The organism is Staphylococcus sp. AS1337 (genome assembly GCF_051408735.1).
GTDB lineage: Bacteria > Bacillota > Bacilli > Staphylococcales > Staphylococcaceae > Staphylococcus > Staphylococcus xylosus_B.
Genome location: NZ_JBOIHZ010000003.1, coordinates 1 through 22,905 on the forward strand (window position 1 = coordinate 1; position 22,905 = coordinate 22,905).

General features: G+C 31.6%; 25 protein-coding genes. 6 read left to right on the forward strand and 19 right to left on the reverse strand.

Annotated elements, in window-relative coordinates; translation table 11 throughout:
* The 9 genes from ACSUE0_RS05530 to ACSUE0_RS05570 all read right to left on the reverse strand — a co-directional run.
* Positions 1–594 (reverse strand): YSIRK-type signal peptide-containing protein (locus tag ACSUE0_RS05530; protein WP_436956450.1); only part of this gene is annotated, 594 nt, incomplete at its 3' end.
* A 351-nt stretch (positions 595–945) separates the two neighbouring features.
* Positions 946–1,902, reverse strand: a complete 957-nt coding sequence (gene cobA / locus ACSUE0_RS05535) for a uroporphyrinogen-III C-methyltransferase (RefSeq protein ID WP_436956452.1) — start codon at positions 1,900–1,902, stop codon at positions 946–948.
* Complete coding sequence (gene nirD, locus ACSUE0_RS05540; protein WP_436956454.1) at positions 1,893–2,207, reverse strand: nitrite reductase small subunit NirD; 315 nt, start codon at positions 2,205–2,207, stop codon at positions 1,893–1,895. Before nirD ends, cobA begins: the two co-directional genes overlap by 10 nt.
* The gene (gene nirB / locus ACSUE0_RS05545; RefSeq protein ID WP_436956456.1) at positions 2,204–4,615 is read right to left on the reverse strand and encodes a nitrite reductase large subunit NirB; all 2,412 of its coding nucleotides are present in this window, start codon (positions 4,613–4,615) and stop codon (positions 2,204–2,206) included. The genes nirD and nirB overlap by 4 nt, the downstream gene beginning before the upstream one ends.
* Positions 4,608–5,072 carry a precorrin-2 dehydrogenase/sirohydrochlorin ferrochelatase family protein gene (locus ACSUE0_RS05550; RefSeq protein ID WP_436956458.1) on the reverse strand — a complete coding sequence of 155 codons (465 nt, stop codon included), beginning with the start codon at positions 5,070–5,072 and terminating at the stop codon, positions 4,608–4,610. The genes nirB and ACSUE0_RS05550 overlap by 8 nt, the downstream gene beginning before the upstream one ends.
* Entirely contained in the window at positions 5,053–5,793 is a 741-nt protein-coding gene (locus ACSUE0_RS05555) for a sirohydrochlorin chelatase (RefSeq protein ID WP_436956460.1), read from the reverse strand. Before ACSUE0_RS05555 ends, ACSUE0_RS05550 begins: the two co-directional genes overlap by 20 nt.
* A 137-nt stretch (positions 5,794–5,930) precedes the next feature.
* Positions 5,931–6,470 (reverse strand): GNAT family N-acetyltransferase, encoded by a 540-nt coding sequence (locus ACSUE0_RS05560; RefSeq protein WP_107551519.1) that lies wholly within the window; start codon positions 6,468–6,470, stop codon positions 5,931–5,933.
* 303 nt (positions 6,471–6,773) lie between these two features.
* On the reverse strand, positions 6,774–7,592 hold the full coding sequence (locus ACSUE0_RS05565) for a formate/nitrite transporter family protein (RefSeq protein WP_119613398.1): 819 nt from the start codon (positions 7,590–7,592) through the stop codon (positions 6,774–6,776).
* Between the two features lie 421 nt (positions 7,593–8,013).
* Positions 8,014–8,715 (reverse strand): GntR family transcriptional regulator, encoded by a 702-nt coding sequence (locus tag ACSUE0_RS05570; RefSeq protein WP_436956462.1) that lies wholly within the window; start codon positions 8,713–8,715, stop codon positions 8,014–8,016.
* Positions 8,716–8,888: 173 nt separating this feature from the next.
* On the opposite strand from ACSUE0_RS05570, the gene ACSUE0_RS05575 reads away from it, so the two are divergent.
* On the forward strand, positions 8,889–10,775 hold the full coding sequence (locus ACSUE0_RS05575; RefSeq protein WP_436956464.1) for a beta-glucoside-specific PTS transporter subunit IIABC: 1,887 nt from the start codon (positions 8,889–8,891) through the stop codon (positions 10,773–10,775).
* Positions 10,776–10,798: 23 nt separating this feature from the next.
* Positions 10,799–12,241, forward strand: coding sequence for a 6-phospho-beta-glucosidase (locus tag ACSUE0_RS05580; protein WP_119613370.1), 1,443 nt, complete (start codon positions 10,799–10,801; stop codon positions 12,239–12,241).
* A 54-nt stretch (positions 12,242–12,295) separates the two neighbouring features.
* On the opposite strand, the gene ACSUE0_RS05585 is transcribed toward ACSUE0_RS05580, so the two are convergent.
* From ACSUE0_RS05585 to ACSUE0_RS05595, 3 genes are all read right to left on the reverse strand, one after another.
* Positions 12,296–12,472 carry a hypothetical protein gene (locus ACSUE0_RS05585; protein ID WP_182475130.1) on the reverse strand — a complete coding sequence of 59 codons (177 nt, stop codon included), beginning with the start codon at positions 12,470–12,472 and terminating at the stop codon, positions 12,296–12,298.
* Positions 12,473–12,561: 89 nt separating this feature from the next.
* The gene (locus ACSUE0_RS05590) at positions 12,562–13,035 is read right to left on the reverse strand and encodes an SRPBCC family protein (RefSeq protein WP_436956466.1); all 474 of its coding nucleotides are present in this window, start codon (positions 13,033–13,035) and stop codon (positions 12,562–12,564) included.
* Positions 13,036–13,629, reverse strand: coding sequence for a DNA-binding protein (locus tag ACSUE0_RS05595; protein WP_436956468.1), 594 nt, complete (start codon positions 13,627–13,629; stop codon positions 13,036–13,038).
* A 143-nt stretch (positions 13,630–13,772) separates the two neighbouring features.
* On the opposite strand from ACSUE0_RS05595, the gene ACSUE0_RS05600 reads away from it, so the two are divergent.
* Positions 13,773–14,111, forward strand: a complete 339-nt coding sequence (locus ACSUE0_RS05600; RefSeq protein ID WP_119613373.1) for a PadR family transcriptional regulator — start codon at positions 13,773–13,775, stop codon at positions 14,109–14,111.
* 362 nt (positions 14,112–14,473) lie between these two features.
* Positions 14,474–14,872: a hypothetical protein gene (locus ACSUE0_RS05605; protein ID WP_436956470.1), complete on the forward strand. Its 399-nt coding sequence runs from the start codon at positions 14,474–14,476 to the stop codon at positions 14,870–14,872.
* A gap of 171 nt (positions 14,873–15,043) precedes the next feature.
* On the opposite strand, the gene ACSUE0_RS05610 is transcribed toward ACSUE0_RS05605, so the two are convergent.
* From ACSUE0_RS05610 to ACSUE0_RS05635, 6 genes are all read right to left on the reverse strand, one after another.
* A complete protein-coding gene (locus ACSUE0_RS05610) occupies positions 15,044–15,559 on the reverse strand; it encodes a YceI family protein (RefSeq protein WP_119613375.1) in 516 nt (171 codons plus the stop codon).
* 169 nt (positions 15,560–15,728) lie between these two features.
* Positions 15,729–17,273, reverse strand: a complete 1,545-nt coding sequence (gene adcA, locus ACSUE0_RS05615; RefSeq protein ID WP_119613376.1) for a zinc ABC transporter substrate-binding lipoprotein AdcA — start codon at positions 17,271–17,273, stop codon at positions 15,729–15,731.
* Positions 17,274–17,495: 222 nt separating this feature from the next.
* A complete protein-coding gene (locus ACSUE0_RS05620; protein ID WP_119613377.1) occupies positions 17,496–18,098 on the reverse strand; it encodes a DsbA family protein in 603 nt (200 codons plus the stop codon).
* A 41-nt stretch (positions 18,099–18,139) separates the two neighbouring features.
* Positions 18,140–18,508: a DUF4467 domain-containing protein gene (locus ACSUE0_RS05625; RefSeq protein WP_119613378.1), complete on the reverse strand. Its 369-nt coding sequence runs from the start codon at positions 18,506–18,508 to the stop codon at positions 18,140–18,142.
* 308 nt (positions 18,509–18,816) lie between these two features.
* On the reverse strand, positions 18,817–19,152 hold the full coding sequence (locus tag ACSUE0_RS05630) for an ASCH domain-containing protein (protein ID WP_119613379.1): 336 nt from the start codon (positions 19,150–19,152) through the stop codon (positions 18,817–18,819).
* 30 nt (positions 19,153–19,182) lie between these two features.
* Positions 19,183–20,628, reverse strand: coding sequence for an MDR family MFS transporter (locus ACSUE0_RS05635; RefSeq protein ID WP_119613380.1), 1,446 nt, complete (start codon positions 20,626–20,628; stop codon positions 19,183–19,185).
* 221 nt (positions 20,629–20,849) lie between these two features.
* On the opposite strand from ACSUE0_RS05635, the gene ACSUE0_RS05640 reads away from it, so the two are divergent.
* A complete protein-coding gene (locus ACSUE0_RS05640; protein WP_017722768.1) occupies positions 20,850–20,954 on the forward strand; it encodes a putative metal homeostasis protein in 105 nt (34 codons plus the stop codon).
* A 195-nt stretch (positions 20,955–21,149) separates the two neighbouring features.
* On the opposite strand, the gene ACSUE0_RS05645 is transcribed toward ACSUE0_RS05640, so the two are convergent.
* On the reverse strand, positions 21,150–21,836 hold the full coding sequence (locus tag ACSUE0_RS05645; RefSeq protein WP_119613381.1) for a 2,3-diphosphoglycerate-dependent phosphoglycerate mutase: 687 nt from the start codon (positions 21,834–21,836) through the stop codon (positions 21,150–21,152).
* 371 nt (positions 21,837–22,207) lie between these two features.
* Here ACSUE0_RS05645 and ACSUE0_RS05650 point away from each other — a divergent pair, with 371 nt between their 5' ends.
* Entirely contained in the window at positions 22,208–22,585 is a 378-nt protein-coding gene (locus ACSUE0_RS05650) for a hypothetical protein (RefSeq protein WP_119613382.1), read from the forward strand.
* The last annotated feature ends 320 nt before the right edge of the window (positions 22,586–22,905 follow it).

A 22,905-nucleotide genomic window follows, 5' to 3' on the forward strand; every position in this document is an offset into this window, starting at 1 on the left:
ACCTTCTTCTTCTTTTTCTGCTTCCACTTTATTTGGACCTTCTTCTTCTTTTTCTGCTTCCACTTTATTTGGACCTTCTTCTTCTTTTTCTGCTTCCACTTTATTTGGACCTTCTTCTTCTTTTTCTACTTCTACTATTTTATTTTCATTATCAACATCTGTTAACTGAATTTGATCAGTATTTTGATTAACACTATTATTTTTTTCAATAGTTGTATTTTCTTTCTCTGTTGGTGCATCTTGAATAGTAGGTGCCTTTTGTTTTACTAAGTCATTGTGAGATGTGGGAGATATTTCAGATGATTGCTGACTTAATTCTTCAGATGCATTACTTGATTCTAATTTAAAATTACTTTCAGAAGAGGCTTGTTTATCTTGGTTTGAATTTAAGGTATTATCTTTATCGGAGTTAATCGTTGTAATATTTTTTCCATTATTACTTTCTTGTGCATGATTCAATTCACTTGCTTCAGAAATATGTCCACTTGCTATAAAAAATGTTGCTGCTAATACTGAAACCGTTCCGGCTGAATACTTTCTAATACTGAACCTTTGTAATTCTGTTTTTGTAGATTGTTTCTCATTTCTTTTCATTAAAATCACCTCATAGTATATTTTTTAAAACTACATCTCTTAAAATAAAATTGCTTACTCATTTAATAAATGTATATTTACAACTTAACACATTTTATATTGTAATAAATTAATTTAATGTAAATTTTCAATGTCATTATTTTTATATTGTATTAATATATTCATTTTTTTAGAATAATAAGGCTTAATTTAAGACCGTTTTTATATAAATTAAAACCTTTAACCATCGCATTCAATCAGACTTATCTGTCTACTATTAGTACAAATAAAAAATGACAAATTACTAACATAGTAATTTGTCATTCTTTATATTGCTTATTAAATTATGAAAGTGCAAAAAAATAGAATTGTCTAAGATTGATAATTATCCATAAATATATGTTCATCAAATTCTAAATCTTTTTCCTGCTGTTCATAAAATTTAAATTGAGATTTATGATAAGGCTGTTGAGAATCTATTTTAATCAAGCAATAATGTCCCGCTGCATATAATTCAAAAGCCTTTTCAATAGCTAACCTTCGCTTTCCAGAAATTAAATAATTTTTTCGTTTCGTATTATCAATGTTTCTGGACATTTCATTTGTCATATCCATGACTTTACCTATAATAATTATGCCTGGTGTCATTCCTAAATCTTGCTCTTCTACTTGTTTAATTATTGTAGTAAGTTGGCCAGAAATCATTTGTTCATTATAAGTAGACACATTATAAAAAATTGCTATAGGGAAATCTATTGTTGTTTCTTGATATATTTGTTTTACTATTTGAGGTAATCTTTTTATGCCCATATAAATAGCCAATGTGCCTCCGTGCATAAGACTGTGTAAATCAAGTGCCTCTACTTGCCCTTTACAGTGAGAAGCAGTTGTGAAAGTAATAGCTTTAGCAACATTTCTTGCAGTTAGCCCTATACCCATTTTCGCAGCAGCAGCACTAGCTGATGTAATACCTGGTACAATTTCAAAAGGGATTCCCTGTTCAGATAATGCCACGGCCTCTTCTTGTACTCTTCCAAATATTGCAGGGTCCCCACCTTTTAATCTGACTACACACGAATAACGTTGTGCCGCTAAAACGATTTGTTCATTTATTTCAGTTTGTTGTATATGCTTTTGGTAAGGTCGTTTTCCCACATCGATAATTTCAATTTCTGGTTTAGCTAATTGTAATATGAAAGGATTTACTAACCTATCGTAAAATATAATGTCTGCACTTCTTATCAATTGCTCAGCCTTTCTTGTTAAAAGTGTTGGGTCACCTGGTCCCGCACCAACAAGATGCACTTTGCCTGATTCTACTAAATGCATATATAAACATCCCCATCGATAATTTCCACTTTATATACTTCTACACATCCTGTATCTGGTTCTTGTACAATGCCTGACTTTAAATCAATCTTTTGATCATGTAAGGGGCAATAGATAAAGTCGCCACTCACTGTTCCTTCCGAAAGTGGTCCTTGTTTATGAGGACAAATATTATTAACTGCATGAATTTCACCATTAGCAGTTAAAAAGATACCTATTTCATGCTCTTTAACTCTTACTTTCTTTCCTATTAATGGCGTGAGTTCATCAACGCTCGCCACCTTTACTTTGTTCGTCGCTATCATACTTTCACTTCCTCCACTTCAAATATACTTTGTGCAAATTCATTATCTACAATCTGTCTCCACGGTTCACTGTGCACTGCTGCTTTAGCATCCATAATACGATCAAATAATTTTTGTTGTTTTTCTGGATCTAATAGTACTGTTTGTACATTTTCAAAGCCCAGTCTGTCTAACCAAGGCGCAGTACGCTCAGCATAATTTGCAGTTTCTCTATAATATTGCATTAATGCACCACATAATAAAATCACTTCATCTTCAGTTTCCACAGTAGTTAAATGCTGTCCAACGGTTACTTCTGTTCCACCATTTCCACCGATATATATTTGAAAACCGTTTTCCACACCAATGACACCAAAGTCCTTCACACCTGATTCTACGCAGCTTCTTGGACAACCAGACACGCCCATTTTGAACTTATGCGGCGTATCTATATACTCAAATGTTTTTTCTAACCTGATTCCTAGTTGTGTTGTATGTTGTGTACCAAACCGACAAAATGATTTTCCTACACAACTTTTAACTGAACGTGTCTTTTTACCATATGCAGAAGCAGAACGCATCTCTAAATCTTCCCAGACTTGTGGCAACAACTCTTTTCTTATGCCGTATAAGCCGATACGTTGAGATCCTGTTACTTTCACTAATGGTACGTTATATTTTTTAGCTACTCCCCCTAATCTAATTAATTGATCTGCATCTGTAACACCACCACGCATTTGTGGAATTACAGAAAAAGTACCATCTTTTTGAATATTTGCATGATAACGTTCATTAGCAAATCTTGAAGCAATTTCATCTTCATAATCAAATGGATATACCATATTTAAATAGTAATTTAATGCTGGTCTACATTTAAGACATCCATCTTTATCTTTAAAGTTTAATTGATTTCTCACGTCTTCAGACGTTTTTAATTGTTTTGCTCTTATTTGCGTCACAATTTGATCACGTGTTAAATCAGTACATGCACAGATACCTGTAGGCTTAGCAGCAATGAAGTCATCACCTAATGTAAACTCTAATATTTGACCAATTTGTCCTTTACATTTACCACATGAGTTACCAGCTTTTGTCGTCTTTGTGACTTCTTCCACATTTGTTAGTCCGTTTGTTTTGATGGCTTCAACAATCGAACCTTTTGATACACCATTACAACCACAGATTGTTTCGTCGTCAGCCATATCTTCAATACTAAGTCCTGATGACTCACCACCTTTATGTAGTAGCGATACCATCGTATAATCATCAAGTAATTCTGATTTTTTCATCATGTTAAAGAAACGTGGTCCATCTTCAATGTCACCATATAATACTGAACCCACAATTACATTCTCTTTTAAAAACACTTTTTTATAATGTTTTTGTTGACTATCAAAAATTTCAATACCTCTAACATCTTTATCTTCAATAATATGTCCAGCACTATACAAATCACACCCTGAAACTTTTAATGAAGTAAATGTTGTAGAACCTTTGTAACCTTCCGTACTACGTCCTGTTAAATAATCAGCTAGAACTTTTCCTTGCTCATATAAAGGAGCAACTAATCCATATACTTTTCCATCATGTTCTGCACACTCACCTACAGCGAAAATAGCTGAGTCATTAGTTTGCATATAATCATTTACCTGAATACCTCTATTTACCTCAAGTCCACTTTCTTTAGCAACTTCCGTAAATGCTCTTATCCCGACAGCCATAACTACTAAGTCCGCTTCCAACGTTGTCCCATCTGATAGTTCAATACCTGTCACATCTTCATCACCAAGTATGGCACTTGTACTTGCTTGTAATTTAAAGTTCATACCTTGTGCTTCTAAATCTTCTTTTAACAGTTCTCCTGCTTTTTTATCAAGTTGCATTTCCATTAACCACTCCGCTAAGTGAATAACAGTAACCTCCATGCCTTGATCCATTAATCCTCTCGCACATTCTAACCCGAGTAATCCTCCACCAATCACAATTGCGTGTTTTTTGGATTGCGCTATTTCAATCATACGTTCAGTATCTTCAATAGTACGCCAACCAATTACACTTGGTAATGTTGAACCAGGTATTGGTAATACAAATGCTTTTGAACCAGTAGCAAATATACATACATCATATTCAAATTTAGATCCCGCTTTTGTTGTTACATATTTTAATGCACGATTAACTTCTACAACAGTATCACCGGTAACAAGTTGTATATGGTTTTCTTTATACCAATCGTAGCTATTCATAATAGTTTCTTCCACTGTCATTTTCTTTTGTAAAATATTCGACAACATGATTCGGTTATAATTAGGGTATGGTTCTTTGCCAATTATCGTTATTTCATACTTTTCTGCATCCCGTTCTAATATTTCTTCTATCGTACGTAACCCTGCCATACCATTCCCAATCATTACTAATTTTTTCTCAGTCATGTTTATCCTCCTTATAAACCTCTGTTAAATAAGTTTGTATTGCTTGTGATATTTGCTTCACTTTTACACAATCATTTCCATTGGATCTCAAACAAATTTTTATATCTTCAAATTCTATCTCCAACATATTAAAGAAATCGGACTGTCTCTGATCACTTGCATGATTAACAAGTTGGTGCTCCTTTGCATCTCTTTTTATTTGGTCATTAACCTTTGAATCATCAGTAGCAGCTATAATCAAAGATGCGTTTTTAATATCATTTTTGTCATAACACTTTGTTAATAGCTTTACTTTAGGATGTTCAATCTCAAAAAATTGAGGTAAAAATTTTTTACTAATAATCATTACTGAACAAGCATCTTCTTTTAATATTTGCATTAGTTTTCTATATGCAATCTTGCCTCCGCCTATAATGACAATTTGTTTATTGGCTACATTAAGTTGAATAGGATACATTTGCTAATTCCTCAATTTCTTGTATTCTGTCTTCTATTATCGATGAAAGCTCATTATTAAAATTAATCACATCGCTATAATAAACACGCGACGCTATATTTAATTGGCTAATTTCTTTTTTTATTTTTTTTACTAAAAAGCCGTTATAAAGGAAAACTGGCACGATCAATATACTTTCACCTTTATTTAAATACTGTTCTATGTGCAATTGATAGCTATAGTCGCCATACACTGTCATCATCTGTATTGGTATATTAAAGCCATTACAATCGTTCATTAATTTTTTTAATGCATAATACGGATCTTTATAGTAAGAACTTCCATGTGCAATCAAAATAATTCTGTTTACATGACTTGCTGATACTAAAGCATTAGCAATCCGTCTGTTAATAATATTCGGCAGTGCTTTATGTGTGCCCAATGGTTGTGCAATACTGCTTCTAATATGAGGATGGTCGCTTTTCAAGGATTCCAAAACTGATGGTATATCATGTAAATAATGTTTTGCCGGAAACAACAACAAAGGGATGATATTAAATTCAAAATATCCTTGTCGTATTAAATTGCTCATGACAACTTTCAAATTGCGCGTTTCACACTCTAAAAATGCAATATATACATGTCTGTGTTTTGACATCATCAATTGTTTTACAAATTCATAAATTATGTTGTTTTGTTTACCTTTTCGCATGCCATGTATTACTAAAATATTTTCAGCCATTCCCTCACCACCCATCTTATACTTGCATTGTAATACAAATCTATGAATTAATGTGAATTTATTCACATAAATATATAAAAATAGGGAATCCCCTTATACCTAAGATAAAAGGATTCCCTGACATATATTCTTATTAATTAATGAAAAGGTGGCATACCTAAAACTTCTTCATCAAATCTTTCAGGTATTAACACTTTACGCATGATTACTCCTAAATCACCATCATCACTTTCATGCTCCGCGTATACTTCATAACCACGTTTTTTATAAATATCTAATAACCATGGATGTTTACGTGCAGAGGTACCTAAAGTTACTGCAGGTGCTTTAAGTGTATCTCGTAAGAATGTTTCTTCGACATAATTTAAAAGTTTACTACCATAACCTTTTCCATCATAAGAGGGTTTTGTAGCAAACCACCAAACGAATGGATAATGAGAAATACGACGTTTACCTTCCCAAGGATAACGAACCGTAATTGTTGAAATAATTTCCGACTTATTTTCCAATACAAATGTCGTACTTGTAATGATGTTTTTTTTGACCAAATCTACATTTGCATTAACAGATGGCCAATCAATACCTAACTCTCTTAATGGTGTAAATGCTTCATACATTAGCTCTTGTATTACTTCCGCATCGGATTCTACCGCAACCCTTATATTATAATCAGACATGTTGTCACTCCTATCTATTGTTCGCACATTTATCCACTAAAATATTCCTATAATAATAAACAATTTTGCAATCATATCAATACAATATGGCTTCTTAATAATTGAGTCAATCGATACGTTTTATAAACTTAAATTAAATAAAAAGCAGTGAGACAATCATCTATTCCTAATGAATAAACTTTCGTTACCTCACTGCTCGAGAGATGCTCAGTATTTAAATAACTTAATTCGCTTGCTAAGATTCAACATAAACTTTGAAATATCATAATTAAAATCACAACTAGTATTTTTGTTAAAGATAAATTAATTGCTCAAACTATCTCTTCTACCGTTTAAATATGCATATACAAGCCCAACAAAAATACCACCGCCAATATAGTTACCAATAAATGCGAATACAATATTTTTCAATACGTGTAACCACGCCACGGCGTCAAAATCATAAAAAATCATACCTGAGTACAATCCAGCATTAAATACAACATGTTCATAGCCCATAAATACAAAAACAACTACACCACAAGCAATAAAGAATGCTCTAGATAAACCATCCTTAAATTGGATTGATACATAAATACCAATATTAATAAAGAAATTACAAAAAATAGCTTTCACTAAAATAGCGTACCACGTCGCATCAACTGTTTTTCCATTAACCATTTTAGTTAAACTGTTAACCATTTCTGTTGTCATAATAGGTGTGAATTTCATTAATCCAAATAATATAAGACCACCTATAATGTTAAAGAAGAAACAGACAAGCATAATTCCAAATGCTTTATTCATACCAATAATTTTATAATACCAACCGACAGTTAAATACATAAAATTACTCGTTAATAATTCAGAGTGTGTTAATACAATTAAGACTAATGCTAAACTAAAAGAAATTGCCCCCATTAAATTAACTAAACCTTCATTTGTTCCAGCAAACTGTGTCTTGATAGCTAGCATAAATACTGTAACAATAGCTAACAAAAATCCTGCCATCACAGATTTAAGTGCATAACGTCCTGGTGTCTGATTAAACATAACTTCTTTCATTTGTACTTGGTTGTTTATGTTTTCAATAGTTTTATTCGACATATATGTATCTTTTATAGACTTGTTATTATCTATCATTGACATTTAAGCACCTCTTGTAATTCATTTTTTAACACTTTTCTATACTAATAACCATATTATATTTGTTTCACTTAGTATTTAATAGTGTATTTAGCAATTTTTTATAAATTTAATTTATTGCGATTTTGCAGAATTATCGTGAACTTCATGAGTATAAAAATAAACACAGGTTTATAATTAAGAGTTATTACTTTAAATATACAATTTTCAGTGTCGATACGTATTCTCAGTTTATTAGTCACAGAAAATGCGCCTATGTCTAGTCAATATATTGTAAACAGCATAGATAGCAATGCTACATTCGCTAGAAAAATTATGTCTTAACTTTTAAAGATGTCATTAATCAATTATAAAAACGCTTGTGCTACATGCTTACGACTCATTTAATACATTGAGTAAAGCTCATAACACAAGCATTTTATTTTTGCGAAGGTATATAAAAATAGGCATTTTGATAATGGTAGTGTAAATGAGAACAATCAAATGGAATCCCTGTCGTTGTATAAAATACTTGTTCATAATTTAAACAAGGATCTCCTTCTACTAACTCCAACTTCTCTGCATCCGATGCATTTAATTTGTCTACGGTAAAATAAATATCCGAAAAACCGATTTTAACTTTTAGATGTTGCTCTAAATAATTAAAAATTGAATGTTCTGCAATCGACTCATTTAAAAATAATACGATATCTTTATTAAAATATGATTTTTCATAACAAAGAATATCACCATTTACATATACGATACGCTCTAGTAAATAAACTGACACGTCACCTTTTAGTTTTAATTTTTGTTGAACACTTTCAGGTGGGGTCACTTCCTCTACTTTCAAGACTTTATTAGTCACTTCAAGACCTACAATCTCATCACTAAATCCTCCAGTAGAGAATAGATTTAGGTAACCTTCTCTTTGTTTATTACGTACATAAATGCCGCTACCCCGAGCTTGATATATAAATCCTCTTTTTTCAAGTACTTCTAAAGCTTTAATTACTGTACTTTTACTCACTTGGTATTGCTCTTTTAAAGTTTCAACACTTGGTAATTTATCCCCTGCTTGAAAATGCCCTTCTTCTATAAATATATTAATCTTTTGTGCAATTTGTTCATACTTGAGCATATATTTACTCCTTTAAATTATAAATTCAACTCATTATAACATGTACACGACATAAATAAACTGAATCGTATTTTTGTAAGGGTCTTTACAAATTGTACCGGTATAATTATAATAAGGTTTAAATGAAACGCTTACATTTTTATTTATGTGCGTATATTAAGGAGTTGAAGCGTGTGGCTGATAAAAACAAGATACTGGCACAACATATTTTAGATGCAGTTGGCGGTGAAGAAAATATTGTCAATAGTACACATTGTGCTACGAGATTACGTTTAGTATTAAAAAGATCAATTCCTGATGCTAAACAAAAGGTATCAGAAATCGAAGATGTTGTAACAGTTGTAGAAAATAACGGACAATTCCAAGTCGTTATTGGTAATAATGTTGGTGAAGTATTTAAATATTTTGAAGAATTAACTGGTGAACGTCAAAACGATAACAATGATCATTCTGGTAACAAAGGTTCTATACTCAATAGAGTCATTGCAACCATGTCTGCAGTATTTGCTCCATTCATTTATATTTTAGCTGCAGCAGGTATTTTACAAGGTTTATTAATTGTCATAAATCTTATTATTCCGTCGTTTAAAGGCACAGGGACTTATGAAGTATTTAACTTTATGTCCTGGGCACCTTTCACTTTTTTACCAATATTTATTGCTATGACAGCTGCTAGACATTTCAATGTCAACGTCTATATCGCTGTCGCTTGTACTGCTGCACTTGTTAGTCCTGATTTAACTAACATAATCGAAAGGATACAGGATGGAGAAGCAATCAAACTGTTCGGTATCCCATTAACAGAAACAAGTTATACGTCTTCAGTTTTACCACCACTGTTCTTAGTATGGATACTATCTTACGTTGAAAAATATTTAAATAAATGGATTCATGATGTTGTTAAACCTTTATTCACACCATTTTTAAGTATTGTCATCATGGTACCAATTACATTATTAGTTATAGGGCCTATCACAACAATTGCTGCACATGGTATTGCAGGAGGATTTAATTACCTTGTAGACGTCGCACCATGGTTAGCAGGTGCCCTTATTGGTGGTTTATGGCAAGTGTTTGTCATTTTCGGAGTACATTGGGGTATTACACCTATGGTACTAGCTAACTTTGAACAACACCAAAGTGACGCATTCCAAGCTTTCCAAACCATTGCTGTAATTTCACAGATTGGTGCTGTTATAGGAGTCTTAATTAAAGCGAAGCGTACAGAAATTAAGCGTGTAGCTTCATCTGCAGGTATTACAGGCATATTCGGCATTACCGAACCATCAATGTATGGGATTAACTTACGCTTCAAAAAGCCATTTATTATCGCATGTATAAGTGGTGCAATTGGTGCTTTTATCGCTAGTTTCTTTAACCCTAAATACTATGCATACGCTGGTTTGCCAGGACCTATTACAATCGTTAACGGTTATAGTGCTGATAACCCTTCATCAATTTGGGGAATTATAATCGGATCAATAGTTGCCATACTCTTACCGATTATTTTAATTCAATTTTTAGGGTATGGGGATGATACAACTGAAGAGGTTGATAATAAAACATCCTCAACAACTAATGTTCAAAATACAGACACTCCTTTAGAAACGATTGCCTATGCACCTATTGATGGGCAAGTCGTACCGCTTTCAAAGGTCAATGATCCTATATTTGCTGAAGGCATGATGGGACAAGGTATAGCTATTAAACCTGAAGGTCAAACCGTCCATGCGCCTTTTGATGGTGTTGTGAGTATGGTTGCAGTCAGTAAACATGCTATAGGGATTACTTCTTCAACAGGAGTAGAACTATTGATTCATGTTGGTTTGGACACTGTTCAATTGAACGGAGAAGGATTCAACATTTTAATTAATGAAAACGACTCAGTACAACAAGGACAACAGATATTAAAATTTGATAAAGCCTTACTTGATTCAAAAAGTTATGACAGCATTATTCCTGTCATTATAACTAATTCCGCTGAATTTAGTGAGACTATAGCAACAAAAGAATCGAACATAACAACGAACGATGAATTACTCACTATCATTAACAAATAATAATCTACTAGGAGGCAATTAAGATGACAAAATTACCAAAAGACTTTTTATGGGGTGGCGCTCTCGCTGCCAATCAATTTGAAGGCGGCTACGATCAAGACGGTAAAGGGCTAAGTGTCATAGATGTTATGACCGGTGGCACTCATGGTAAAGCACGTGAAATCACTCAAGATGTAGAACCTGATAAATATTATCCAAATCATATTGGTATCGACTTCTATAATCGCTACAAAGAAGATATTGCTTTATTTAATGAAATGGGATTGAAGTGCTTACGTACTTCAATCGCTTGGTCACGTATTTTCCCAAACGGTGATGAAACTGAACCAAATGAAGCAGGTTTAAAATTTTATGATGATCTATTTGATGAATTGTTAAAATATGATATTGAACCGATCATCACATTATCTCACTTCGAAATGCCCTTACACCTAGCACGTGAATATGGTGGTTTTAGAAATAGAAAAGTAGCAGATTTCTTTGCACATTTTGCAGAAACAGTGTTCACACGTTATAAAGGTAAAGTTAAGTATTGGATGACATTCAATGAGATTAATAACCAAATGGATACAGACAACCCTATTTTCTTATGGACTAATTCAGGAGTAATTGTTGAGGAAGATGAAAATCCTGAAGAAGTTTTATATCAAGTTGCCCATAATGAACTTATCGCTAGCGCAAAAGCAGTTAAAATTGGTAAAGAAATCAATCCAAATTTTGAAATTGGTTTAATGATTTCGCATGTCGCAATATATCCTTATTCTTCAAATCCTGAAGATATGATGGAAGCAGTCAAAGCAAACCGCCTACGCTTTTTCTTCCCTGATGTACAAGTACGTGGTTATTATCCTAGTTACGCAAACAAAATGTTTGCACGTAAAGGTTACGATATAGGCTGGCAAGATGGTGATGAACAAATTTTAAATCAAGGTACTGTGGATTACATTGGCTTTAGTTACTACATGAGTACAGTTGTTAAACACGACGCTGAAGCATATACTGGTGAAAATGTTACCAACGGTGGTTTAGCTAATTCAGTAGATAACCCTTATATTCAACAAAGTGATTGGGGTTGGGCAATTGACCCTATAGGTTTACGCTACACGTTGAATATATTATATGACCGCTATCAAATTCCATTATTTATAGTTGAGAACGGTTTCGGCGCAGTAGATGAGATAAATCATAATGGCGAAATTAACGATTCATATCGTATTGAATATTTAAAAGCGCACATTGATGCTGCTATTGCTGCTGTTGATGAAGATGGCGTTGACCTTATAGGCTATACACCTTGGGGAATTATAGATATTATTTCATTTACTACAGGTGAAATGAAGAAACGCTATGGTCTAATATACGTAGACAGAGATAATGAAGGTAATGGTACATTAGAAAGGAAGAAAAAGGCATCCTTTGATTGGTATCGTAAAGTTATTGAATCAAATGGTGAATTGTTAGATTAAATATATGCACAATAAGAAGGACCGAAGCATAAATATATGTCTCGGCCCTTCTTATTATTGTTTAAACTTACTTAATATGTGTAATCCATAGGCAAAAATACCATATCCAACTAATGTACGTAATACCCATTTCAATGTATGATTGGGGACTAATTTTTCAGTTGCTATGATAGCTGGTATAAAAGTACTTAAAGAATATAATCCAAGTACTTTAATATATCGCTTTTTCATTTAGACACACCTCTTTTCACTCCCTATTATATCTAAAAGAGTGGTGTCCTAACTGCGACATTTTTAACATTTCTTTGACTTTTATATTTTCATTTATTTTCAACTAATTTTGCCAAGTTGTCAAAAGTGCTATTCATACCTTCTTCAACCCCCATATCCAACAACTGTTGCGCTGCTTTAGGGTCTGGTAATTCAGCTGTAGATTGAATCGTTGTAGTACCGTCATCATTTTCTGTTAAATGAATGATATTACGCATACCTGCCATCTTTTCATCTATATTTCCATCTTTATCAGCAAAATAATCATTATAGTCAATTTTTCGGGGTTCAACAACGTCATTATACTGTGTCACTGTATAACTTGTACCTTGAGGTGCACGGATTGCAAAAAATGCACCACCTCCCGTTTGTACATCAAAATTATATACTTCTGTGGTAGCGTCTTGAGGGTGAAACCATTTTTCAAACAACGATTGATCCGTATAAGCGTTAAATATTTGTTGGGCTGTTGCTTTAAAGTCTCGCGTAAAAATGATTTTATTTTCGTTTATTTGAATACTCATTTAAGATTCTCCTTCATTCATAATGATATATGACGTGATAGCTTTAACTTTAGCATCTTTACTGTGACTTTCAAATTTAAAAATATCTGTAAAATACACTATTGAGCCATCTTGCGCTATTTGAGTTCCATGTATCGCGCCAACTTTTCCATGGGAAATATTATCCTTTACTTCAAGAGAGTCAATATTAATTTTATGGTCTTCAAGTTCTTTATAAAAGTCATCAAACCCTTCTAACTTAAAGCTACCCGGAACTTCCCATACAAAGTCATTGGTAACTATGTTTGATAGTTTCTTTTTATCAACTGTTGCTGAAGCGATTAAAAATATTAACATTGTCCTTCTTTTTGGCGCATTATCACAAGATAAATCACCTGTTAATTCAAATGGAACTTCAAAGTTCGTTTCATTTTTAAAATTCAAATCACTCGCTTTTAATGCTTCTTCAAGAAGTTCAATCGCTTTAGGACCAACTCCATGAATGCCTAGTAGTTCAGTACGCTCGTATTTAGATACCGCTTCTAATGACTTCACCCCTAGATTATGCAAAGCATTAGTTGCTGGTTTACCTATCTTTGGTAAATCTGTGGACATACCATCCACCTCCTCTTTTATGCTTATTATACCCAAGTTAGTAACAATTAATTTCCACTTCAACTATCTTATTATAAAAGATAGTTGACAAATCTAAATTCCTTTACTATCTTATATAGTAAGATAGTGAGAAGAGGGATGTCATGTCAGTTTCAAATCAAATGATGAAAGGATTGTTAGATGGTGCAATTTTAGGTCTTATTGCTCAAGGAGAAACTTACGGTTATGAAATTTTAGACAAATTGAAATCTCAGCAATTTCCTGAAATTAGTGATGGTAGTATTTATCCCGTGTTATTAAGATTAAGTAAAAAAGGATATATAACTTCTATTTCAAAAAAATCAAATACAGGTGGTCCACAACGTAAATATTATAGTATCACAGCAGACGGCAAAGAAGAATTAGGCAATTTTATTTATAAATGGAACTATTTAAATAATGGTATGAACAATTTAATGAGGAGTGTTTATGATGTTGAGTAAAAAAGCAGAAAATTTCTTATTAAAGTTAAGAATCGAATTATTATTTCGTGGGAAAAATGAAGATGAGGTAAATACAATTGAAGAAGAATTACGGACCATATTACAATTGCTGAAGAAAACAATGAAAATATCGACTCTCTATTAAACACACCTATCAAGTCTTACGCAGACAAATTCTCAACACATTTAAATATGACACAAGGTTTGTTCAAATATATTTTATATCCTTCATGTTTATTATGACGACAATTCCTAGAATGTTAGATAATTCTTTTCAGTTAACGTTTGCTTTAATTTGTTATTTCCTCTTTATTTTTTTGGGGTCATTTATCTTTATTTTATACTTTGCCAAAAAAATAATTATGCGCTGGGGAGACAGTAAAATAACTTATACTATTATTGGAATTTCATCTGCAGCTATTTTTGGTATATATATTTTAAGTGAATACTTATTACGTAACTACCCACTTTATATAATTTGGTCACCTAATCAAACAAATAATTTCACACTAGGATTAATACTCTTATTATTAACAATGCTAACTTGCTTTATTTTAAAACAAAAATTTTATGCTGGTCTTATTCTATTGTTATGCATACCCAATCTGATTGGTACATTATTTACAGGTGGTGACTTTACGAACAAAAACTATGTAATTATTTCTTCAATTGTCTTACTGATTATATCTTGGAGTTTTATCATTTATACAATTATCAAATATTATCGCGAAAAAAAGTTAAATGACCCAAGTCAATCATAAGTATGAGTGAGAGAATATAAGCTCGAACCATCGCGTAGGCAAGCATGCACAGCCATAATCGTGAGATATTTATATAAAAAAGGACTAATCCGGATTAAAAAACGGATTAGTCCTTTGTTTTGAGAATAAGTATTGTTACTAAGGCTCATTCTACTATATTTAAAAACTGTATTAGTCTTCTAAAGCAAATTCTAAACTTACTTGAAATAATACATCCTTACCAATCATAACGCCACCTGTTTCAAGCGCTTGGTTAAATGTAATTCCGTATTTTTCACGATTAATTTTACCATTAACGATAAATCCAGCTGTTGTAGCACCATTTAATGGATTTTTACTTTGGCCCTCATATGATAAATCAAAAGTTTCTTCATTTGTTACACCTTTAATTGTTACGTTACCTGTAACAGATGAATCATCCGCTTTTGTTAATTCAAATTTAATTTCAGGATGGTTTTCAACATCTAAGAAATCTCCACTACGTAAATGACCGTCACGATCTTCTACACGTGTATCAATTGAATTAGCATTGATAGTAAAATTACCTGATAATGAACTTAAATCATTTAAGTCACCATCTAAATTTGCATCAAATTCTGTAAATCTACCTTTAATATTAGATATCATTAAATGTTTAACCGAAAATTCAACTACTGAATGCGCTGGGTCAAAATTAAATTTTGTCATTATAAATATACCTCCAAAGTATTTAAGTTTTATTGATATACTAATTATATCAGATATATAATATATATCAACAAAAAAGCTTATTTTCTTTGTTACTTTAAATTTCATTCCCTCTTAACAGAAATTCATGCATTCAAAATATAAAATTTAAATGTAGGTATGATGATTTTTAGTGTGCCAACATCTCTTCTTTAATTTCATTTTTCGTTAATTCTTCAGGGTAATAAGTTGGCCAGTTATCTAGTTCTTTCAACACTTTGTCCTTATCATTACCTGTAAAAATATGGAAGTGTCCTGTCTTCTTAGGAGCTATATTATGATCGCTAAACTGAACATATTTTGGTAATTCTTTATTATCATCTACTAATTTATATGTGTATCTAACGCCTCTATTACCTTTTTCATATTTTAAAATATCTTTACCCTCGTAACTATATTTTCCAGTTATATTTTTCCCATTTTTGTTAAATGTAATTGTATCATCAGTAATTTTTACCTTATCTATGTCTGTTTTATACCCTTTATCGTAGTATTCCTTATATTCTTTAGCAGTCATAGAATCATCATCTTCAGCTTTATGTTTCATCACTTCGTCTAAAGTGCCATCTTTAAGATAAGGATAAACTGATTGCCAATCTCCTTTATAATCAGATAATGCTCTATCTTTAACTTGTTTATCTTTAAAATAACCATCAGAAATAGCCTTATCATGTTTCGATTCATGCTTATCATCATCACTATGGATATTGTCACTTAATGCTTTATCAATATTTTTAATATTCTCTTTCATTAATTTTTGATAAGTTAAATTTTCATCTTTTTGTTGTTCTTTATTCAATGATTCCATATTATAGAATTTTAATGGTTTCGCTGATGTTTCTTTTCTTATTGTATCTGTGACTTTATTAGATACATTATCTTCGTATAATATATATTTAGCGCCTGATTCTTTGATTTCTTTGACAATTTTAGTAAGTGCTTTTTGTGATGGGTCTTCTGCATTCATATTCTGAACTCCTTTTTGAACAAAACCATATCTATCAGCTAGATAACCAATAGATTCATGTGAAATAAATACAGTGTTGCCCTGCTTCTTACTACTAGTTTCTTTCAACTTCTCATCAATGTTTTTTAATTCGTCATTTAATTTTTTGTAATTTTTTTCATAATACTTCTTATTATCAGGATCTTTTTTAATCAATTCATCTTTAATTGCTTTTGCAAAAACTTGATCATATTTAGGATCTAACCAAACATGTGGATCGTATCCACCATGATGATGGTGTTCACCCTGTTCGTGTTCATGCTCCTCTTCATGTTCAGCTTTACCGTGACTATGTTGGTCAGTGAGCAATTGTGATTTGTCTAATTTATTTTCTAAAGATAATTTCTTGTCATCTTTTTTAATTGTAGCTGCAACTTTTTTTGCAACAGGATCTAAATTATCGCCAGTATACACGAATAAATCCGCTTTTGAAGCATTTATAATATCTTTTTGCGTTGGTTCATAATTATGTAAATCTGTACCTGCTGGATAAATAGACTCCACTTCTACATGTTTGCCACCAATCTCTTCTGCAAATGATTTTAAAGGAAATACAGTCGTATTAACTTTTATTTTTTCATTTCCCTTATCAGAATCAGCTTTGCCACACCCTGCTAGCACCATTACTAAAGCTATAATGCTAAACAGGATATATGTATATTTTTTCATTTCTAAACCCCCAAATAGTAATTGTTACGATTTATTATTATATGCTTCTTCTTTCTAAAGTGCAATAGCAAATAGAGAATTAATCGTAATTTTTACGATTTAAATTATATTATAAAAAAAGCGACATAACACCGACTTATATATCCTAATAAGTCTGGTTATGCCACTCCACTAAAGAATTTTATTATAATGATTCTCTGTATACTTTATATACAATTATGTTTATTTATCTAATATTTTTTTATAATTTTTAAATTTATAAGGATCTTCTAATTTTTCACCGCCGACATATACAGTTGGTGCTGTCTTAACATGATTTTCTTTAGCTTGCTGTTGATCTTTCTTTGCAGCTTTCCAAGATTTACTGTCTGTCGTCGTATATTCCTTTTTAATTTTATCTTTCATATCTTTGTTTATCGCTAATTTATCTATTTGCTTATCTACTAATGATTTATTAATCCATTTCTTTTCAGAGTCTGGCTGCTGCTCAAACATTAACTTTTGAAACGTTAAATATTTATCAGGTGCAAAGTGCTTAACTGCGTGACCGGCTCTTGAACCTATAATAGAGTCATCACCTAAAAATGCCATATTTACAAATTGATAATCTATCTTGTCTTTATCGATATATTCTTTTTTTAATTTAGGCATTACATTAGTTTCTACCTTTTTACAATATGGACATTTGAAATCACCATATTCGATTATTTTAATTTTGCCATTTTCATCCATTTTGTCATCTTTATGTACATGTTGATTACTTGAACATGCTGTGACTAATATCATAATAGCTACTAATCCTATACATAACCATAACTTTTTCATATTCCTATTAGTACACCTCTAACTCATTATTTTATTTTTTGTTATTCTTCCAGATCCATATTTTCTTCTTTATAGTCTGGTTCATGTTTATGCAAATAACCTTTAGAATTAAAATCTTTTATATATTTGGCTTTTCCATCTTTAAACTTATAAGTATAATAATGAACTTCCTCATCATTTTTTAATGGTTTATAAGCAATTATAACGTGTTTTCCTTTTTCATTAACGTAGATATTAGCATCTTTTTTATCGAATTTACCCTCGACATCCCCTTTATGTTGTTTAGCAAGGTTACTTTGATATTGCTGTTGCTTATTTACTGCCTTATCTATTTTATCAGCATATTTTCCACTGCTACATCCAGCAAGTACCAGTCCAAATATTGCAAGTAAAATCAATAACTTCTTCATAGAATAAAACTCACTCCTAAAACATATCTATCTCAAGTAGATACTTTAATATACATTATCACCATAAATATTATCATACACCGAATATATAAAATATACTATATCAATCTGTAACCAAACACATGATTTCACACCACAAAAACGTGACAAAATTTATGTTTTATAACAATATAATATGAAATAACCAATTCTATAAAAAATACCCATTCATTCTATTAGCTATGTATTGCTTAAAGGTTAGGCTTGAAAGCCGACTTTCAGTTACATACTAAAGTAATGAATGGGTGTTTTGAGTTATATGATTGAAACTATTTGGTTATTAATCGAATTTCAATAGCTAACGCTCCGTAAGCCAACTCATCTGTTTGTGAGTATATCTGGTAAATTGATGCTAATTTTTGTGATAGTTGTATATCATTGCTAAAGCCAGTCACTTGATTTGAATAATGATTCAACAGAGCTTGAAACGATGTAAATACTTCGGCTCCAATAACCTCAACTGTTATTTGCTCTGCTGATTTTAAATTTGTAAAAGTAATAAAGTCTCCACTTTGTATTTCCTGTCTTTTAGTATCATTCAGTCTCACTTCAATGGTCTTTGTACCTTCTTTTACTAATTGAAATGGTTCATCATTTAATCTCATCGAATGTTCTATAAGGCTCACGCTCCATTATTATAAATTTTCTTGTTCTTGTTCAATTTTACGTTTACTTTTCAACATAAACACGCTAATTAAGCTAATAAATGAAATAATTACAGCAAACCAAAAGGCTGCATGATATCCACTTAAAAGTGCTTCATGTTGTATTTGCATAGCCATTTCTTTTTTACCCATACCTTTATAATCACTCATATTAGGTGTAAAGTCTTTTGCTACTTGACTCATGATTGTAATCAAACCTGCTGTCCCTATTGAAGCAGATATTTGTTGCACTGTATTAGTCATAGATGAACCATGGGCATTCATATCACGGGATAATTGGTTCATTGTATGTGTCATTAATGGCATTAATCCAAGTGCAATACCAATCATACGAATCGCATAAACAGTCGCTAGTACTGCTGCAGAAGTATTTTCATCCATTATAACAAAGTATGATGTTGTAATTACTACGATAAGCATACCGATAAATGCTAATATTTTCGCGCCATACTTTTCATATAAAAAACCTGAAGCTACAGACATAATCCCCATTACGATTGCACCAGGTAATAATATCAATCCTGATTGAAGTGCTGAATCATTCATTATGTTTTGGACAAACATAGGCAGTACAGTCTCAGAACCTATCATTGATATCATTGTAAATGCCATAATAACAATACCTACTGCAAATTGACTATTTTTAAATACTGAAAAATCAAGTAATGGTGTTTCTAGTCTTGTTTGACGGAAAATAAAAATCGCAACAAGAATTATACCTCCTATTACTGACGTTAAAACAATAGGATCACTCCACCCGTCGCGTGAAATTGAACTTGTACCGTATAGAAGTCCACCAAATCCTAATACTGATAATGAAATAGATATTATATCAATTGGTGCTTTCCTATTTGTTCCTACATTTTTTACAAACTTAAATGCACCTATAAACGTCAACGCTGCAATTGGAGCAACTACATGGAATAATGAACGCCAATCAAAATATTCCACAAGATATCCTGATAAAGTTGGACCAATTGCTGGAGCCAAACCAATCACTAGACCAAAAGTCCCCATATATTTACCACGTTCATGTGGTTCAAATATATCTAATATAGTTGTCATCATTAAAGGCATCATGATACCTGAACCAAGTGCTTGAACAATCCTCGCACTTAATAAAACTGTAAAATTCGGACTAAAGCCCGCAATAATTGTACCAATAAAGAATATTGAAATTGCTGTTAAAAATACTTGTCTTGTCGAAAAGCGTTGTATCACCATTGCTGATAATGGTATAACGACACCATTAGTTAACAAGAACGCTGTAGTTAACCATTGTACTTGCGTATAATCTATATTAAAGTCCTTCATTATACTTGGTAACGCTGTGGTCAACAATGTTTCATTTAAAAGTCCAAAGAAACCCCCAAACAACATCATCAATATCATTATTATTTTACTTTTTTGAGTCATTTTTATCTCCTACATTTTCTTATAATTTAGCCTTGGAAAAATTAGCCACATTGGTGCATTATACATATATTTTTAAAATATAACATTAAAAATACTCAAAAATATTGTAATTTTTACATATCGTTAATAAAAGTGATAGGTTTTGAATAAATCGTAACAATTCCTATTTACAAAACTGTATATTTCGTCCATAATTACTTTTGTGAAGGAGGTCATAACTTATGAAATTAGATTTACAAACAGCACGACGTAACTTGAATAGCCCAAACATTAAAACAAGAAAACGTGCACGTAAGATTATTCAACAACATAAGCGTAATAAATAATGCATTAAGTCCATATTTATTATAGATCATTAATTTGGTAGTGATTCCCCTAATCTTAAAACAGTTATAAAAAAGATTTGATAAGCCCAATCTCAAGTCTTAAATAATAACTAAATAATCAAATACACATAAAAAAGTCCGAGACATGAAATCAATGCCTCGGACTTTTTTACATAAACTTTATTTATTATTTTCCTATAAATAATACTTATCTATTACTTGTAAATCATCTGTCAATTCATATATTAATGGTGCACCTGTTTTTATTTCATAGCTAATAATATCATCATCAGATACATTTTCCAAATATTTAATAAGTGCACGTAACGAATTACCATGTGCAGAAACGAGCACAGTTTTACCATCTAAAAGTTGTTGTGAGATTTGATCATTCCAATATGGTATTACTCTTATTAATGTATCTTTCAAACTTTCTGATTCAGGCATAACTCTTCTATCTAAATGTTCATATTTTCTATCATTTAAATAGTCATTTCTTTGTTCTTCACTTTGTTTAGGTGGCGCAACGTCATAAGAGCGTCTCCAAATATGTACTTGTTCTTCGCCAAATTTTTCACGTGCATCATCTTTATTCAGACCCTGCAAATCACCATAATGTCTTTCATTTAGCCTCCAAGATTTTATAACTGGGATAAACAATTGATTAGATTCATTTAACAGGTGAAACGTAGTTTTAATTGCTCTTTCTAGTAAAGAAGTATATACAATATCAATTTCGATACCTTGATCTTTTAATTTTTTACCGGAAGTAATAGCTTCATTTTTACCTTGGTCAGATAAATCTACATCTGCCCATCCCGTAAATAAATTTTCAGCATTCCAAACGCTTTGTCCATGTCTACATAAAATTAATTTTGGCATATTATTCCCTCTTTCATTAAATAAAATATAATTTTTCTGTTTTTTACAGAAATGTTACAACAAAAATAATTTATAAAATATATCATAAATGCTTTCATAAAAGCATTTACATATTTATCTTGATTCTCTATATATTAAAATTATAACAATTTACACACATTTTTGAAATAAATGTCTTCTTTTATTCACAAAAGATACTTTATTTTTATTTCACTGTAACCTACGCGCTTTTTTATAGTGTTATAGTTGTAAACGTTGAGTTAAGAAATTAAAAATAAGCAAGTAAATACAACACATGACTATAAGAAATATATAAGCCTGTATAGTTCATTTTTTGACATAGGTAAAATCAATTAGGAGGATTTTTAACAATGAAAAAATTATTATTAGCATCTTTCGCATCGATTACAATTGCAGCAACTGGGTTGGGCGTAAGCTCAAATGTATCAACAGCTGACGCAGCTGAAACACCTGTACAACAAACAACACAATCAACAAATGATGTATACGATCAATTTATTGAAGCAGGTGGTACTAAAGCTTTATGGGACAATATTGTAATGCCAGAATCAAGTGGTAACCCAGATGCTGTAAATGAATTAGGATATAGAGGTTTAGGACAAACTAAAGAATCTTGGGGAACTGGATCAGTTGAAGAACAAACAAAAGGTATGATTAACTATGCCGAAGAACGTTATGGTTCAGTTGACGCAGCAATTGATTTCCGTGTAGCTAACGGCTGGTGGTAAGTATAATACCTAATTTCTAGGCTTAAATAATATAACCAAAGGCTGGGACATAACCCCCAGAAAAATAGCACTCAGATGATTTAATACAATTCATCTGAGTGCTTATTTTTTATTCAATACTTCGTATTGTTAGCTCGCTTTTTTAGGGAGCAGCTTCAGTCTGTAATCTTCTGCTTGTCCTGTTTCCTCAAGAGTCTCGCCAAAATACGTCGCATTTATATGGAATTTCACATTAAGATACTAAAAAACAATGCCCATTCGTATAGTAATTTTACTATACGAATGGGCATTATATAAATTTTAAAACATGGCTCAACTAA